This window comes from Hydrogenophaga sp. (genome assembly GCF_018780385.1).
In the GTDB taxonomy this organism is placed as follows: Bacteria; Pseudomonadota; Gammaproteobacteria; order Burkholderiales; family Burkholderiaceae_C; genus Hydrogenophaga.
The window spans coordinates 22,303-37,144 of the sequence record NZ_JADMJO010000161.1; the positions used below are offsets into that span (position 1 = coordinate 22,303).

A 14,842-nucleotide genomic window follows, 5' to 3' on the forward strand; every position below is an offset into this window, starting at 1 on the left:
ATCCCACCACAACAGGAGACACAGATGAAATCAAGGCGCTTTGTTTTGACACGAGGAGCCGCGCTGATCGGCGCGGCCTCCAGCGGCATTTTGTTGCCCCGGTGGGCGCAGGCGCAAGCCAGCAATCTGCGGGTTGGCCTGATGCTGCCGTTCACAGGTACCTTTGCCCAGCCCGGTATCGCCGTCGAAAACGGCTTCCGGCTGGCGCTGGCGCAAAACGGCGGCAAGTTCGGTGGCCGCGAGGTGGAGTTCTTCAAGGTCGATGACGAATCCAATCCGGCCAAGGGCATCGAGAACGCGACCCGCCTGGTAATGCGTGACAAGGTCGACGTGCTGGTGGGTTCGGTGCACTCGGGCGTGCAGATGGGCATTCACAAGGTCGCACGCGATACAGGAGTTCTCAACATCATTCCCAATGCCGGCGTGCACGTGGCCACCCGGGCCCAGTGTGCGCCCAATGTGTTTCGAACCAGCTTCACCAACGCCCAGCCTACCCTGGCTTTGGGCAAGGCCATGGTCGACCGAGGCCACAAGAAGGCGGTGTGGATCACCTGGAACTACGCCGCAGGCGACGAGGCCTTTGAGGGTTTCGAAAAGAGCTACACCGAAGCCGGTGGCACCATCATCAAGAAGCTCGGCCTGCCCTTTCCCAACGTGGAGTTTCAGTCGCTGTTGACCGAGATTGCGTCTTACAAGCCCGACGCCGTGGCCTGCTTCTTCGCCGGTGGCGGTGCAGCCAAGTTCCTGCGCGACTACGCTGCGGCCGGCCTGAACAAGACGATCCCACTGTACGGCTCGGGCTTCCTGACCGAGGGCGTGCTCGATGCAGCAGGCGAAGCTGCCGAGGGCGTTCTCACCACGCTGCACTACAGCGACTCGCTGGATATCCCGCGCAACAAGCAGTTCCGCCTCGACTATGTAAAGGCGTTCAAGGCGCAGCCCGATGTGTATGCCGTTCAGGGATACGACGCGGGCTTGCTGCTCGTCAAGGGTGCCAACGCAGTCAAAGGCGACTTGTCGAACAAACCGGCACTGTACGCAGCGCTGGAAGGCGCCACCATCGACAGTCCGCGCGGGAAATGGACCATGAGCAAGGCCCACAACCCGATCCAGGACATCTACCTGCGCCAGGTGGTCAACAAGGACAACAAGGTGATCGGCATTGCTCAGAAGGCTGTGGCCGATCCCGCCACGGGTTGCCGCATGGGTTGAGTCTTTCGCGCCCCGGTTGTCCTCCAGCGGCGGAGTTCGTCCAAAAGATGTTCCGCCGCTTTTCTTCGTCCTTTTGTTCCTTAGCTCATGGATTTCGCCAACTTCCTCATCCAGTTGCTCAACAGCCTGCAATACGGCCTGTTGCTGTTCATGCTGGCCGCGGGCCTCACGCTGATTTTCGGGATCATGGGTGTGGTCAACTTGGCGCACGGCAGCTTCTACATGCTGGGCGCTTACCTGGCCTGGTTTCTGGTGGGCCAGTTCGACAGTCTGGTGCTCGCCATCGTGGTGGGCACGGTGATCGCCGTGGCGCTGGGCTGGGTGCTGGAGTGGACCCTGTTCCGGCACTTCTACCACCGCGACCACCTCGACCAGGTGCTGCTGACCTTCGGTCTGATCTACATCTTTGAAGAGGTGCGCTCCATCCTCTGGGGCGACGACGTGCACGCGGTGCAGGTGCCCGAGGTGCTGAACTGGTCGATCCCGCTGACCGAGAACCTCTCCTACCCGGTCTACCGGCTGGTGATGTCGGGCGTGTGCATCGCGCTCGCACTCGGCCTGTACCTGCTCATTTCCAAGACCCGCCTGGGCATGAAGATCCGCGCCGGTGCCTTCAACCGCGAAATGACCGAGTCGCTCGGCATCAACATCCGCCTCATCCACGGCGTGGTGTTTGCGCTGGGCGTGGCGCTCGCTGCCATCGCCGGCATGATCGCCTCGCCCGTCTCCAGCGTGTACCCCGGCATGGGCAGCTCGGTGCTGATCATGTGCTTTGTGGTGGTCGTCATCGGCGGCATCGGTTCGGTGCGCGGGGCCCTGGTGGCGGCCTTGCTGGTCGGCTTGGTCGACACCTTCGGCAAGGTGCTGGTGCCGCAGATCGCCGGTATGGCGGTGTACATGCTGATGGCCGCCGTGCTGCTCTACAAGCCAGAAGGGCTGTTCAAACAATGAGCTCACCCAAAGCCCAACTCGAAAAGCTGCCACGCAGCATCCAGGCGATCCTGCTGCTGGGTGCCATCGCGCTCGCGGCCTTCCCGCTCATGCCGCTGACCGGTGTCGACTTCTACCTGCAGATGCTCTCGCAGATGATGATCCTGGCTATCTTCGCGATGAGCCTCGACCTGCTACAGGGCGTGACCGGTCTGGTCTCGCTGGGTCACGCGGCCTACTTCGGCCTGGCCGGCTATGCGCTGGCCTTCCTCACGCCGGCCGATACGCCCATCAGCCTCTGGTGGGCCCTGCCCGCCTCGGCGCTGGGTGCGGGCCTGGCGGCGCTCATCATTGGCTTCTTCGTGGTTCGCACCCACGGCATCTACTTCATCATGGTGACCATGGCGTTCGCGCAGATGGTGTTCTTCCTGTTCTTCGACAACAAGGTGCTGGGCGGCTCAGACGGCCTGTACGTGAACTTCCGGCCCACCGCCTCGGTGTTTGGCTGGACCGGCATCGACCTCGAGAACAAGACCACCTTCTACTACTTCACGCTGCTGCTGCTGGTGCTGGTCTACGCGTTTCTGCGGCGCCTGCTGTTCTCGCCTTTCGGACGCGTGCTCGCCGGCATCCGCGTGAACGAGCACCGCATGCGCGCCGTGGGCTACGGCACCTTCGGCTACAAGCTCACGGCTTTCACGCTGGCGGGTGCGCTGGCCGGTGTGGCGGGCTTTCTGTGGGCGGCCCAGACCGGCTACATGAACCCCGAGCTGATGGGTTTTCACATGAGCGCGCACGCCATCATGATGGTCATCCTCGGTGGCATGGGCAACTTTGCCGGCGCCATCGTGGGGGCCTTTGCGTTCGAGTACGTGATGCACTTTTTCAAGGACCTCACCAAACACTGGCAGCTGCTGATGGGCACGTTCATCGTGCTGGTGGTGGTGTTCGCGCCACGTGGTTTGCTGGGCCTGGTGGAGCGGTTCTCCAAGAAGCGAAGCGCGCCATGAACGAGCTCCTCCTCTCCGCCCGCAACCTCACCAAACGCTTCGGGGGCCTGGCAGCCGTCAACGACGTCTCGGTGGACCTGCACCGTGACCGCATCCACGCCGTGATCGGCCCCAACGGCGCCGGCAAGTCCACCCTGACCAACCTGCTCTCGGGCGACCTGCCGCCCACCTCGGGCCGCATCACGCTCAACGGGGTCGAGACCGCTGGCCAGAGCCCGGAGCGCATCTCGCGCCTGGGCCTGGGCCGCAGCTACCAGAAGACCAACATCTTCCTGCCCTTCACCGTGTGGGACAACGTGCGCCTGGCCGCGCAATCGCGCGAACGGCACGCGCCGTGGAACGTGCTGCGCTGGGTGTCATCGGCCAGCGCCATGGGTGCGGTGAACCAGCGCTGCGAACGTGCGCTGGAACTCGCCGGCCTCACAGCACGCGCCAACGTGGTGGCCGGCACCACCAGCCACGGCGAGCAGCGCCAGCTGGAAATCGCCATGACCCTGGCCACCGAACCCACCGTGCTGCTGCTCGACGAGCCCCTGGCCGGCATGGGCCAGGCCGAGGCCGAGAGCATGGTGGCGCTGCTGCTGCGCCTGAAGAAGCACCACGCCATCATGCTGGTGGAACACGACATGGACGCGGTGTTCACCCTGGCCGACCAGCTCACCGTGATGGTGAACGGCCAGGTGATCGCCAGCGGCACGCCGGCTCAGGTGCGCGGTGATGCGTCGGTGCAAGCGGCTTACCTGGGCGAGGAACACTGATGAGCGCTTTGACGAACGCATTGGTTGAGGCCAAGGGCCTGAACACCCACTACGGCGCCAGCCACATCCTGCGCGGCATCGACTTCACCGTCGGCCAGGGTCAGACGATTGGCCTGATGGGCCGCAACGGCATGGGCAAGTCCACGCTGCTCAAATCCATCATGGGCATCGTCAAGCCCAGTGGCGGCAAGGTGCAGGTGAAGGGCCGCGACATGACCGGCGCGCCCACCTTCGAGATCGCCCGCCAGGGCCTGGCCTACGTGCCCGAAGGCCGCGGCATCTTCAGCAACCTGAGCGTGCGCGAAAACCTGGTGATGTCGGCGCGTGCCGGCACCAGGGGTCAGCGCGACTGGACGTACGAGCGCGTGCTGGAGACCTTTCCGCGCCTGGCCGAGCGCCTGAACCACGGCGGGCAGCAGCTCAGCGGCGGCGAGCAGCAGATGCTCACCATCGGCCGTGCGCTCATGACCAATCCCGATCTGCTGATCCTCGACGAAGCCACCGAAGGCCTGGCGCCGCTGATCGCACGCGAGATCTGGCGCATCTGCGGCCTGATCCGCGAAAGCGGCATCAGCAGCATCATCGTGGACAAGAACTGGAAACACGTCACCCAGATCACCGACCGCAACGTGATCCTGGTCAAGGGCGAGGTGGTGTTTGAAGGCAGTTCCGAAGAGCTCTTGTCGAAGCCCGAACTGCTGGAGCAGCACTTGGGTGTATGAGAATCAGTGTCGCCCCGGCCGGCCCCTTGAAGCTAGCTAGCGCTGCCCAAGTGCTTGCGAGAGTTTCCGTGCTTCTTCCTTGAGGAGCGTAACAAATACGCTGACACGCGCTTGGTCCACGCGCACACCAGGACCGAAAACGGCCAAAGACCCCATGACTTTGTCGTTCCCCAGAAAAAACGGCACAGCAACCGCCACCGCGCCCTGGATCAATTCGTCCCGGCTTATCGCATACCCCTGTTCCCGGATCTGCTGCAGCCTGTCGAGATAGGCCGATACATTGACGGTTTCTCCGCTCTTGTTCAGATAGCTTTCGGGTGTGGGAACATGGGCAAGGATGGCACGCCCGCTAGCGCCCAACGTCACGTCTTCCCGATAGCCCAAGCCGCGTTTGAAACTGAGCGGCTGTGCGCTGGGCAATTCGGCCACACAGATTCGACTGTTGCCCTGGTGAACAAGCAAGGCAACAGTCTCGCCCGTCTGGTCCCACAAGCGGCGCAGCATCGGTTGCGCCAGGGTCGCTATGTCAAGACTGGAGCTCCACACGTGTGCAAGGTGCGCCACCGAGGGACCTAATTCGAAGCGCTGAGGATCACCGGACGACACGATGAACCCGCTGTGTTCCAGCGTGCGCAACAGCCTGTACAGGGTTGGACGGCTCAGGTCTACCCGCTTGAGCAGCTCACCCGCTGTCAGTTGGTGGTCGGTTGCCGTGAACGCCATGAGGATTTCCAGCGCTCTGTCCACGGCCCGGACACTCTCGCCCGGTTTTTCAGTTGGTCCCATAACTCCACCCAAGGTTGCACTTCTATCATGGTACCCGCCCACCAGTCCACTTGATGGACTGACTATTCAAAACTTGACAGAGCTCAATCGGTCCGTAAAATGGACTGTAATGTCATGCAGTGGACATGCCGATCAATTTTGGAGACCTGTCTATGAACAAGGAAATGTCTGAAGCGCTCACCCGCGTCGGTCCCGGCACGCGCATGGGCAACCTGATGCGCCGCTACTGGGTGCCGGCACTGGCATCGAGCGAAATCCCCGAAGCCGACGGGCCGCAGGTGCGCGTGCAACTGCTGGGCGAGAAGCTGCTCGCCTTTCGCAATAGCGATGGCAAGGCTTGCCTGATCGGCGAATTCTGCTCGCACCGAGGCGTGTCGCTGTACTTCGGCCGCAACGAGCACAACGGCATCCGCTGCGCCTACCACGGCGTGAAGTTCGACGGCATGGGGCAATGTGTGGACGTGCCGTCCGCGCCTCAGGCTTGCGCGCGCATGCACATAAAGGGCTACCCTTGCGTGGAGCGCGGTGGCATCGTGTGGACCTACATGGGCCCGGCCGATCAGCAGCCCGCACCGCCCGAGCTGGAGTGGTGCACGCTGCCGCCCGAACATGTGTATGTCTCCAAGCGCCTGCAGTACAGCAACTGGCTGCAGGCCATGGAAGGCGGCATCGACACCGCACACGTCTCTTACGTGCACCGCTACGAGGTGGATACCGACCCGATGCACCAGGGAGTGAAGGCGCTGGACTACATCAAGGCCGACGGCAACGTGAAGTTCGAGATCGAGCAGACGCCCTTCGGCCTGAGTCTGTTCGGCCGCCGCAACGGCGAACCCGATTCGTATTACTGGCGCATCACGCAGTGGCTGTTCCCCTGGTTCACGCTGATCGCGCCGTTTGGCGAGCATGCGCTGGGCGGGCATGTGTGGGTGCCGATCGACGACCATAGCTGCTGGGCTTGGAGCATCAACTGGCAGCCTGCCCATCCCCTCACCGACGAAGAACGCACCGCGATGGAAGAAGGTAAGGGCATTCATGTCGAATACGAAGCGCCCGGCAGCTTCATCCCCAAGCAAAACCGCGACAACGACTACTGCATGGACCGCGTGGCGCAACGCGAAGACCGCTCTTACAGCGGCGTGTTCGGCTTCTCCGCGCAGGACTATTCGCTGCAGGAAAGCATGGGCACGATCCAGAATCACGAGGCCGAAAAGCTACTGCCCACTGACAAGGCTATCGTGATGGCGCGCCGCATGTTGCATGAGGCCGCGCTCGGCTTGGCAGATGGCCAGACCCCGCCCGCGCTGGACCCAAGCGCACAGCACGTGCGCCCCGCCGGAGTGCTGCTGCCCAAGGAACAGGACCCCGTTGCGTGGGCACGCGAGCAGCTCGCCGACGCGACGAAAAAACCGGTCTTCAGCCTTTGAGCGACTTCACTTTTCCACCCCACGACAGACAGCACCGGAGACACCTATGAAAACCCACCTGAAACTCGCGGCGGCTGTCGCGCTCGGGGCCTGCGCGGCCACTGCCGCCTGGGCGCAAGGCGCGTCCGACTGGAAGCCCAGCAAGCCGGTGCGCATCATCGTGCCCATCGTCGGCAGCACCAACGACGTGCTCGCTCGCCTGATCGGGCCGAAGCTGCAGGAGGCGCTCGGCCAGCCATTTGTGGTCGAGAACAAACCTGGTGCGGGGGGCAACATCGGTGCATACGAGGTGAGCCGCGCCGCGCCGGACGGCCACACCCTGCTGATCGGCTACAACGGGCCGCTGGCGATCAACGTCACCCTGTTCGACAAGATGCCGTACGACCCTACCAAGGATCTCGCGCCCATCACGCTGGCGGTGAAGTCGCCGCAATACCTGGTGGTGAACCCGGCCACCGGCATCACCGATGTGAAGGACTTCATCGCCAAGGCCAGGGCCAACCCGACCAAGTATGCCTACGGCTCGGTGGCCATGGGCAGCGCCTCGCACCTCACCATGGAAATGATGAAGTCGGGGGCGAACTTCCGCATGACGCACATTCCCTACCGCGGCGCCGGGCCAGCCGTGGCCGATCTGATCGCGGGCAACATCCAGGCCGGCTTCTTCGTGCCCGGCAACGTGCAGGGCTTCGTGAAGGAGGGGCGTCTCAAGCTGCTGGCCTCCACCGGCCCGAAACGTTTTCCGAGTACACCGGACATCCCGACTCTCAGCGAGTCGGGGCTGAAGGACTTCGAGGCCACCTCGTGGATCGGTCTGCTCGCGCCGGCCGGCACGCCGCCGGCCATCATCAACCGCTACCACGAGGAGATGGTGCGCATTCTCAACTCGCCCGACATCCAGAAGCGCCTGCACGAGATGGAGTTCGAAATCGTCGCGAGCTCGCCCAAGCAGTTCAGCGACTGGATCGGCACCGAGATCGTGCGCTGGGGCAAGGTCATCAAGGACACCGGCGCCAAGGCGGAGTGAGCCGACATGAGCGCACCCCGACTCGCTGAGAAGACCGCGCTGATCACGGGCGGCGGTGCCGGCATTGGCGCCGCGGCGGCCACGCTGTTCTGTCGCGAAGGCGCGGCCGTGCTGCTGGTGGATGCCGACGCCCAGGCGCTGGAGCGCACCCGCCAAGCCATCGTGCAGGCCCTGCCCGGCGCGCGCGTGCTGTGCGTGGCGGCCAACGTGGCCGACGAGGTCGCCGCGCGCGCCGCCGTGCAGCAATGCAACGCGCAGCTCGGTGGCCTGGACATCCTGGTAAACAACGCCGCCATGCGCAACTACTCGGCCGCCGCCGACGCCACGCCCGCCGAGTGGCAGGCCATGGTGGGCGTGAACCTGGTGGGCATGTCCAACTACTGCGCCGCGGCCTTGCCGGCGCTGCGGCAATCGGGCGCGGGCAGCATCGTCAACGTCTCGTCGTGTTACGCGGTCACCGGCCGCAAGGGCATGGCGCTGTACGACGCGACCAAGGCCGCGCAACTGGCCTACACGCGCAGCCTCGCGTTTGAGGAGTCGTCGCACGGCGTGCGCGCCAACGCGGTGTGCCCCGGTTCCACGCTGACGGATTTTCACGTCGGCCGCGCGCAGGGCTCGGGCAAGAGCGTCGAGCAGCTCAGGACCGAGCGCAAGGATACTTCGCTGATCGGGCGCTGGGCCTCGCCGGAAGAGATTGCCTGGCCCATCGTGTGGCTAGCGTCCAGCGAGGCCTCCTTCATCACCGGGACCACGCTGATGGTCGACGGTGGCTTGCACATCATGTAGCTATTGGGGACATGTTCCCCAAGGTTCTTGTCTAGAACTCCGCAATGTCAACATCCAAGCTTTCTGCACTTGTCTACAACATGAGGCTTGAAGCCCCCGGCGTTGTTAGTGTCGAATTTAGGCCAGCCACACCAGACACTGTCTTCCCACCTCATGCCGCTGGCTCACATATCGACCTTCATCTGGGAAACGGCTTGGTTCGCAGCTACTCGCTGATGAACCCGATCACCGATAAGCAACGCTACGTGGTGGGCGTTCTCAAGGATCGTCAGAGCCGTGGGGGGTCGAAGTATGTCCACGAGAAGGTTCGCGTGGGCGATGTTCTGGACATCTCGGTGCCTCGCAACAATTTTCCGCTGGAAGAACGTGCTCAGCACTCCGTGCTGGTTGCAGGTGGCATCGGCATCACACCTATGCTGTGCATGCTCAATCGACTGGCTTCGCTGGGTCGATCTGCCGAGCTGCTCTATTTCGCTCGTTCCCGCCGGGATGCTGCGTTCTTGCAAGTGCTGGAATCGATGGAGTCAGGCCAGCTCAAAGTGCGGTACCACTTCGATGACGAAGTCGGTGCGTCTCCCGACCTGCCAACACTGCTGGCAGCGTATCCGGCCGATACCCATTTCTATGGCTGCGGCCCCGGCCCCATGCTGGACGCGTTCCAGAAGGCTTGCGACGGTCTGGGATACACCCACGTGCATCTGGAACGGTTCGCCGCCGTGGAACCTGTGGGGACGCCGCCCTTCAACGCCAATGGCTGCACCGTAGAACTGCGCCGGAGTCAGAGGATCATTCAAGTGCCGGCTGGTTCGACCATTCTCGACGCCATGATGGATGCGGGCATCATTCCTAGCTACAGCTGCAAGGAGGGGATCTGCGGTGCCTGCGAAACCAAAGTTCTGGCTGGCGAGGTGGATCACCGGGACAGCATCCTGACACAGCAAGAGCGAGCAGCCAACAAGTCGATGATGATCTGTGTGTCGGGTTGTCGTTCCAATTTGTTGGTACTGGATCTCTAAGACCGGTGTTGTTTGGATAGGTTGCGCGCTTGGCCGGTTTGAACACACCGCCGAGCAGGTCACGAAATCGGGTCAACTCCAACTCCAACTCCAAGGTGCCAGTTGTAGTGGTGATTCCAATGGTCCGACGCAGCGGTGTGCTCGCTGGAGTTCTGGTAAGCGAAGCCATAGACCCATTCGCTCAGATCCGACTGGATGAAGCGCTCGACCTTGCCGCTGGTTTGGGACCGCCACGAGCTGGTATTCGGTCACAAATACCCAAATCTTGGCAGGCCTGTGCGAAGTCTCTTAAGCGGAAGGCCGCTCCGTTGTCGATGAGCGGGAGCTAGATGCGCACACCCAGACTGGCGTAGTAGGCGTGGGCGTTGCACGAGAACTGCACCGCGTTGAGCGCCTTCTGGTCGGGGTGGATGTCGATGAACGCGATACGGGCAGGGTCATCAATGGTCAAAAAAGCATCTTCCAGCCCGCTTCATCAACGCTATCCTTGCATTTGCCCATCCACGGAATTGGGGCCCAACGCGCTGACCAGTCGAGTCGCGTTTGATGCCGGAAGCCTCATTCTGACACCTCCGCATCGGCGAGGAGTGGAACCGCTGCGCCACCAACCAGCAAGGACGCCAGCGCAACTGCATCAAAGCCGCATTCGCGCAGCACCGATTCGGTGTGCTCCCCCAATCGCGGCGCGGGCGCCAGCTTGCTGACGTCGTAACCCACCCAGCGCGCTGGCGCGCCAAAGGTACGCATCGCTCCTTCGCTCGGGTGCTCGACCTGACGGAAGAAGCCCACCGCCGCCAAGTGTGGGTCATCCAACAGTGATTCGACGGTGTTCAGAGGCACCGCCGGCACGTCGATGTCTTCGAACAGCTCCAACCAGTGCGCGGTGCTTTGCACGCATAGCGTCTGGCCCAGAAAGCCGTACACCTCGTCAATGTGGCGGGTGCGGCTGGCCAAGTCGGCGAAGCGCGGATCGACCCGCAAATCGTCGCGCTCGATGGCATGCAGAAAACGCTGCCAGTGGCCGTCGTTGTATACCAGCGCGCAGATGTAGCCGTCGCTGGTTTCGTATGGCCGGCGCCCGGGCGACAACAGCCGCACGTAGCCAGCGTCACCACTGGGCGGCTCGAAGGTGCGCCCATATAGGTGGTCCGAAAGCACCACGCTGGCCATGGTTTCGAACATCGGCACATCGATGCGGCAGCCGCGTCCGTTGCGCTCGCGCCCGTACAGCGCCATGGCCACGCTGTGCGCTGCATGCAGGCCGACCATGCGGTCGGCAATCGTCAGCGGCACGTAGCGCGGCTCGCTCGCCCCGCTTTGCTGCTGTAAGGCGGCGATGCCGACCGCGCCCTGGATCAGGTCGTCATAGGCCGGGCGGCCGGCGTAGGGACCGTCCTCGCCGTAACCGTACACGCCGCACCAGATGATGCGTGGATTGATCATCGAGATGCTCTCGTAGTCCAGCCCGAGCCGGGCGATGGAGGCCGGGCGGAGGTTGTGCACGAAGACATCGGCGCCTTCGATCAGGCGCCGCATCGCAGCCGCGCCCTCCGGCGATTTGAGGTCAAGCGCCACGCTGCGCTTGTTGCGGTTCAGGTGCAGGAACAGCGGACCCATGCCGGGATGGCGTCCGGGGCCGATCCAGCGTGTCGAGTCGCCCTCAGGGGATTCAATCTTGATCACGTCCGCGCCATGGTCGCCAAAGATCTGGGTGGCGTAGGGCCCCATCAGCACCGCGCTGAGGTCGATCACCCGCACGCCCTCGAGTGGCCCGGCGGGTGCTGCCTGCTTGTGTTGGCTTGTCATCTGTGTCTCCTCTGATTTCTCGATGCCAGGCTGCCTCAGCGCCGAGTGCTGAGGAAAAACCGGATTGACGGCCGTCCATCCTAACGATATTCTGATTACCAAACAAATGTTCCCATATCAGAACACAAGGAGGCTTCGATTCTATGAACATGCCCACGGCCAGCTTGCGCGAATGCACAGGCATCAATACCCGCGCGGAGGCTTCTCCCATGGCCGTGACCCGCGTGCTGCGGCTGCTGCGGATACTGGCCGACCGCCCTGCTGGCTTGGCCCTGACCCCGTTGTGCTTGGCGTTGAATGCACCAAAAACCAGCGTACTCTCGCTGTTGCGCGGCCTCACGGCGCATGGCTACCTGCAGCGCAGCAATGACCTGTATGAACTGGGCCCCGAGGCGTTCTCACTAGGGGCATCTCTGGTGTCGGCCCGCTCGCTCGACGTTGTGGCCCTGCCCTTCCTGCGGGAGGCAGTGGCGCGATCCGGCGAGACCGCCCTGATCGCCAGAATCGACCGCACCGCAGATCGGCTCGTCTACAACCCGATCTTCGAGAGCACCCGGACGATTCGATACGCCGTGCCAGTCGGCACGACACGGCCGCTGTTTGCCTCGTCCGCCGGGCGCGTGCTGCTCGCGTTCCAGGAAGAGGCATGGCGGCGTGACTACCTGCGCCGGGCCGATCTGCGGGCCATGACCGAGCACTCGGTCACCGACCCGGCGCAACTGGCGCGGATCATCGAGGAAGCCCGGGTGAGAGGGGTGGCGGTCACATTCGGAGAAGTGACACCTGACGTTGCCGGCTTTTCGGCCCCGATCTTCGAACCTGACGGGCGCGTGAACGCAGCGCTGATCATCGCCGCGCCGATCGAGCGCGGTCGCGCCGTCGCCGATGCGCTGCAGCACCTGGTGATGGAACTCGCCGCAAGCATCTCGGGGGCACTCGGCTACCGTGCGGGACCGGAATCGCGTGAGGTGGCAACGAATCAAGCCAGACCAATGCCCCAGACCCGCCGCTCGCGGTAACAGGCACAAACTTCAAAAGGAGACACCCCCATGAACAATGAACTGCTTTACGAAGTGAACGACGGCATTGCCGTCATCACCATCAACCGGCCCGAGCGCCGCAATGCGCTGAATCGCGCCGTGCGCGAAGGCTTTTTTGAGGTCTGGCGCCGCTTCGAAGCTGACGGGCAGGCGCAGGTGGCCATCCTCACCGGCGCCGGTGACAATTTCTGCGCCGGCATGGACCTGGTGGAAGCCGCAGACACTCAACTGCGCATCCCGCCAGCGGGCTTCATCGCCGTGCTCGGCGACAACATCGAGGTCACCAAGCCCGTCATCGCTGCCGTGCAGGGCTATGCCTATGCAGGCGGTTGGCTGCTCTCGCAGATGTGCGACCTGTGCGTGGCCGACGAAACCGCCAAATTCGCCATCACGGAGGCCAAGGTCGGGCGCGGCATGCCGTGGGCCTCGCCGGTCATCCACATGCTGCCGCAGCGCATTCTGATGGAAGTCGCGATGACCGGCGACCCGCTGACAGCGCAGCGCGCCTACGAACTCGGCTACATCAACCGCCTGATGCCCAAGGGGCAAGCATTGCAAGGGGCCAAAGAGCTGGCGACCCGGCTCATGGCCAATGCGCCACTGACGGTGCGCGCGGCCAAAGAAATGGTGCGCCTGTCCACCGAGATGGGCCGCACCGCCGCGCTGCGCGCCTCCAACCGAGCGTTTGATGCCGTCTACCTCAGTGAAGATGCCCTGGAAGGCCCGCAATCTTTCCGGGAAAAGCGCAAACCGGTCTGGAAGGGGCACTGAAATGAGCATGACCACAACCAGAAAACCCGCACCGTCGTCCGCTATCCAAATCGCTGACATCACGCGGGAACTGGCCGCGCGCTGCGCTGACCTGTGCTACACCGATCTCCCGGAGGACGTGCGCCTGCGGGTCCGGCAATGCCTGCTCGACTGGATCGGGGTGACGCTGGCTGGCGCGTGCGAGCCACTGGTTCACATGCTGGCCGAAGAAGCCCGTGAACAGGGTGGGCATGCCCAGGCCACCGTCGTCGGGCACGCCATGACGACCTCCAGCCGGCAGGCGGCATTGATCAATGGCTCGGCCTCGCACGCACTCGACTATGACGACGTCAACATGGCCTGCACCGGCCACCCCTCGGTGGTCCTGATCCCGGCCTTGCTCGCCCTGGCCGAATCGCGCGGCGCCAGCGGACGCGACTTCATGACGGCCTTCGCCGCCGGCTACGAAACCATGTGCCAGTTGGGGTTGGTGTGCGGCGACGCACAGTATTCCAACGGCTTCCACACCACAGCCACGCTAGGCACGCTCGGTGCGGCCGCCGCCTGCGCACGCTTGCTGCAACTCGATGCCGACGACACCGCGACCGCGCTGGGCATCGCCAGCACCACGGCGGCTGGGCTGAAATCGATGTTCGGCACCATGTGCAAACCCTTGCATGCCGGGCGGGCCAGTGCCGACGGCCTGCAGGCGGCCCAGTTGGCCGCGCGCGGCTTCACCAGCCGTGCCGATGCGATTGAGTGTCCGCAAGGCCTCATCGCCACGCACGGTGGTACCGCGTCGCTGGGAGCTGCGGTGGCCACGCCGAACGGCGGCTGGCATCTGCGCCACAACCTGTTCAAGTTCCACGCCGCCTGTTATGGCACACATGCCGCCATTGAGGCCGCGAGCCACTTGCGCCTGCAACACGCACTGCGGGTTGATGACGTGTGCCGCGTGACGGTGCGTGCCAGTTCCGCCTGCGAGGGTGTATGCAACATCGCGGAGCCGCGCACCGGGCTGGAGGCCAAGTTCAGTCTCCGTCACACGGTGGCGATGGCGCTGGCCGGGGTCGACACCGCCGGATTGGACGCGTTCAGTGACGAAGCCGTATACGCGCCCGAGGTGGTGGCGCTGCGTGATCGGGTGCAGGTTTTGCTCGCACCTCAATGCCCGGACCTCACCCTCAGCGAGGTGGTGATCGAGACTCAGAGCGGCACAGTGCTGCGCCAACGCTACGACAGTGGGCGCCCAGCCAGCGACCTGCTGGAGCAGCAGCAGCGCCTGGAGGAAAAGTTTCGCCGGCTGGTCAAGTCTGTGCTCATACCTGACGAGTGCGACGAGCTGATAGACCTGGTGGCACGGCTCGACGAACTGACCGACCTCTCGCCGCTGGCAGGCATGCTGGCTCGCCAAGCGTGCTCTGATCGGCCCTAACAGGCTGTTGAAATTCCCCGCGTAAACACTGTTGGCTCAGTTGCGCGGTGCTGATACCTTATGGACATTTGAGGCGAAGCAAGTAGTCGTCCCTGAAGAATCCCCGGAGCCCGCATAAACACTGGACTTTCGGGTGA

15 protein-coding genes are annotated in these 14,842 nt (G+C 63.6%); 12 read left to right on the top strand and 3 right to left on the bottom strand.

Translation table 11 applies throughout. From position 1 onward, the window contains the following. Nucleotides 1-24 precede the first annotated feature (24 nt). The 5 genes from IV113_RS26120 (at nt 25) to IV113_RS26140 (ending at nt 4,632) form a co-directional block, all read left to right on the top strand. Nucleotides 25-1,212, top strand: a complete 1,188-nt coding sequence (locus tag IV113_RS26120; RefSeq protein WP_291091360.1) for an ABC transporter substrate-binding protein — start codon at nt 25-27, stop codon at nt 1,210-1,212. An 87-nt stretch (nt 1,213-1,299) separates the two neighbouring features. After that, entirely contained in the window at nt 1,300-2,163 is an 864-nt protein-coding gene (locus tag IV113_RS26125) for a branched-chain amino acid ABC transporter permease (RefSeq protein WP_291091361.1), read from the top strand. After that, on the top strand, nt 2,160-3,152 hold the full coding sequence (locus tag IV113_RS26130; RefSeq protein ID WP_291091363.1) for a branched-chain amino acid ABC transporter permease: 993 nt from the start codon (nt 2,160-2,162) through the stop codon (nt 3,150-3,152). Before IV113_RS26125 ends, IV113_RS26130 begins: the two co-directional genes overlap by 4 nt. Continuing rightward, complete coding sequence (locus IV113_RS26135) at nt 3,149-3,910, top strand: ABC transporter ATP-binding protein (protein WP_291091365.1); 762 nt, start codon at nt 3,149-3,151, stop codon at nt 3,908-3,910. The genes IV113_RS26130 and IV113_RS26135 overlap by 4 nt, the downstream gene beginning before the upstream one ends. Before the next feature lie 8 nt (nt 3,911-3,918). Further along, nucleotides 3,919-4,632, top strand: coding sequence for an ABC transporter ATP-binding protein (locus tag IV113_RS26140; RefSeq protein WP_291091382.1), 714 nt, complete (start codon nt 3,919-3,921; stop codon nt 4,630-4,632). A gap of 36 nt (nt 4,633-4,668) precedes the next feature. Here IV113_RS26140 and IV113_RS26145 read toward each other — a convergent pair whose 3' ends face one another. Then, complete coding sequence (locus tag IV113_RS26145; RefSeq protein WP_069047273.1) at nt 4,669-5,418, bottom strand: IclR family transcriptional regulator; 750 nt, start codon at nt 5,416-5,418, stop codon at nt 4,669-4,671. A gap of 152 nt (nt 5,419-5,570) precedes the next feature. Between IV113_RS26145 and IV113_RS26150 the strand changes: the two genes are divergently transcribed. The 4 genes from IV113_RS26150 to IV113_RS26165 are packed head-to-tail and all read left to right on the top strand — an operon-like array spanning nt 5,571 to nt 9,674. Further along, entirely contained in the window at nt 5,571-6,845 is a 1,275-nt protein-coding gene (locus IV113_RS26150; RefSeq protein ID WP_056272119.1) for an aromatic ring-hydroxylating dioxygenase subunit alpha, read from the top strand. A 46-nt stretch (nt 6,846-6,891) separates the two neighbouring features. After that, entirely contained in the window at nt 6,892-7,872 is a 981-nt protein-coding gene (locus tag IV113_RS26155; RefSeq protein WP_291091367.1) for a tripartite tricarboxylate transporter substrate binding protein, read from the top strand. Between the two features lie 6 nt (nt 7,873-7,878). Then, a complete protein-coding gene (locus IV113_RS26160) occupies nt 7,879-8,658 on the top strand; it encodes an SDR family NAD(P)-dependent oxidoreductase (protein WP_056272130.1) in 780 nt (259 codons plus the stop codon). A 44-nt stretch (nt 8,659-8,702) separates the two neighbouring features. Next, nucleotides 8,703-9,674, top strand: coding sequence for a PDR/VanB family oxidoreductase (locus IV113_RS26165; RefSeq protein WP_086124705.1), 972 nt, complete (start codon nt 8,703-8,705; stop codon nt 9,672-9,674). A 325-nt stretch (nt 9,675-9,999) separates the two neighbouring features. Here the strand turns inward: IV113_RS26165 and IV113_RS26170 are convergent, their stop codons facing one another. Both IV113_RS26170 and IV113_RS26175 read right to left on the bottom strand, forming a co-directional pair. Next, nucleotides 10,000-10,125 carry a hypothetical protein gene (locus tag IV113_RS26170; protein ID WP_256926968.1) on the bottom strand — a complete coding sequence of 42 codons (126 nt, stop codon included), beginning with the start codon at nt 10,123-10,125 and terminating at the stop codon, nt 10,000-10,002. Between the two features lie 107 nt (nt 10,126-10,232). Further along, nucleotides 10,233-11,480: a CoA transferase gene (locus IV113_RS26175; protein WP_069047275.1), complete on the bottom strand. Its 1,248-nt coding sequence runs from the start codon at nt 11,478-11,480 to the stop codon at nt 10,233-10,235. A gap of 143 nt (nt 11,481-11,623) precedes the next feature. On the opposite strand from IV113_RS26175, the gene IV113_RS26180 reads away from it, so the two are divergent. From IV113_RS26180 to IV113_RS26190, 3 genes are read left to right on the top strand one after another with little or no spacing between them, the layout of a single operon-like run. Then, the gene (locus tag IV113_RS26180) at nt 11,624-12,499 is read left to right on the top strand and encodes an IclR family transcriptional regulator (RefSeq protein ID WP_235501286.1); all 876 of its coding nucleotides are present in this window, start codon (nt 11,624-11,626) and stop codon (nt 12,497-12,499) included. Nucleotides 12,500-12,529: 30 nt separating this feature from the next. Beyond that, nucleotides 12,530-13,291 carry an enoyl-CoA hydratase-related protein gene (locus IV113_RS26185; RefSeq protein WP_056272141.1) on the top strand — a complete coding sequence of 254 codons (762 nt, stop codon included), beginning with the start codon at nt 12,530-12,532 and terminating at the stop codon, nt 13,289-13,291. Between the two features lie 7 nt (nt 13,292-13,298). Then, nucleotides 13,299-14,705, top strand: coding sequence for an MmgE/PrpD family protein (locus tag IV113_RS26190; protein ID WP_291091376.1), 1,407 nt, complete (start codon nt 13,299-13,301; stop codon nt 14,703-14,705). The last annotated feature ends 137 nt before the right edge of the window (nt 14,706-14,842 follow it).

Bases quoted from the DNA above. Each gene is read 5' to 3' on its own strand.
- IV113_RS26165 (WP_086124705.1), top strand. From the start codon at position 8,703: ATGTCAACATCCAAGCTTTCTGCACTTGTCTACAACATGAGGCTTGAA.
- IV113_RS26180 (WP_235501286.1), top strand. From the start codon at position 11,624: ATGAACATGCCCACGGCCAGCTTGCGCGAATGCACAGGCATCAATACC.
- IV113_RS26135 (WP_291091365.1), top strand. From the start codon at position 3,149: ATGAACGAGCTCCTCCTCTCCGCCCGCAACCTCACCAAACGCTTCGGG.
- IV113_RS26125 (WP_291091361.1), top strand. From the start codon at position 1,300: ATGGATTTCGCCAACTTCCTCATCCAGTTGCTCAACAGCCTGCAATAC.
- IV113_RS26130 (WP_291091363.1), top strand. From the start codon at position 2,160: ATGAGCTCACCCAAAGCCCAACTCGAAAAGCTGCCACGCAGCATCCAG.
- IV113_RS26145 (WP_069047273.1), bottom strand. From the start codon at position 5,418: ATGGGACCAACTGAAAAACCGGGCGAGAGTGTCCGGGCCGTGGACAGA.
- IV113_RS26185 (WP_056272141.1), top strand. From the start codon at position 12,530: ATGAACAATGAACTGCTTTACGAAGTGAACGACGGCATTGCCGTCATC.
- IV113_RS26175 (WP_069047275.1), bottom strand. From the start codon at position 11,480: ATGACAAGCCAACACAAGCAGGCAGCACCCGCCGGGCCACTCGAGGGC.
- IV113_RS26190 (WP_291091376.1), top strand. From the start codon at position 13,299: ATGACCACAACCAGAAAACCCGCACCGTCGTCCGCTATCCAAATCGCT.
- IV113_RS26160 (WP_056272130.1), top strand. From the start codon at position 7,879: ATGAGCGCACCCCGACTCGCTGAGAAGACCGCGCTGATCACGGGCGGC.
- IV113_RS26155 (WP_291091367.1), top strand. From the start codon at position 6,892: ATGAAAACCCACCTGAAACTCGCGGCGGCTGTCGCGCTCGGGGCCTGC.
- IV113_RS26120 (WP_291091360.1), top strand. From the start codon at position 25: ATGAAATCAAGGCGCTTTGTTTTGACACGAGGAGCCGCGCTGATCGGC.
- IV113_RS26150 (WP_056272119.1), top strand. From the start codon at position 5,571: ATGAACAAGGAAATGTCTGAAGCGCTCACCCGCGTCGGTCCCGGCACG.